General features: G+C 60.3%; 1 protein-coding gene. It reads left to right on the forward strand.

Going from position 1 to position 702, the window contains the following annotated elements; translation table 11 throughout:
- Positions 1 to 87: 87 nt before the first annotated feature.
- Positions 88 to 702, forward strand: a 615-nt coding sequence (locus AC1D0P_RS26600; protein ID WP_477679469.1) for a hypothetical protein, incomplete at its 3' end; no start/stop codon positions are given.

The raw sequence follows: 702 nt of genomic DNA on the forward strand, positions 1-702 counted from the left end.
CCGTAATGTCGGCGCCGGCATTCTCGAAGCCACGACAGCCATCGCCTTCGCTGTCGTGCTGGCCTTCCTGATCTGAAGCCGATGACGATGAGCAAACCAAGCTTCGGCCGAAAAGCACAGAATGCGGATCCGCCGCAGCCCGATCCGCAGCCGCCCGGTCCTCCCTCGCGCGAAAGCGTGGACTATACCAAGGTGGCCTATGTGTTCATCGCCTTCGGGTTGCTCAGCCTGCTGACCGCTTTCGTGCTGAGCTTCGATGCGGAATCCGTCTTCCACAGCAATGTCACACGCCAGGAGGCACCTTCCCGGCCGGGCGACATCGTGGCCGGCAAGTCGGACACGCCGGCCAGCGACGACGATGCCGTCGAGCCCGGCGAACAATATCCGATGCTGAGCTATGCCATTGTCGGCCCGATCGGGGTCACCAGCGACAGCCAGGTTCTGCAGGTCGGCATCGATGCCAGCCTGCCGGTCAACAGCTGGAATTTCGTCGAGGGCGAGGTTCTGGACGCCAACAAGGGCTATCTGTTTTCCTTCGGCAAGGAACTCTGGCACGAGGACGGTACCGACGAGGACGGCTACTGGAACGAAGCCGACAGAAGCTACCAGATGAAGATCACAATTCCGGTGAAGGGCATTTATTACCTCAACATCAAGACGGAAGGCGACAAGACGCCCGACGAGATCTATGTCACCATCGAC

This window comes from Polaromonas sp. P1_G2, assembly GCF_056405515.1.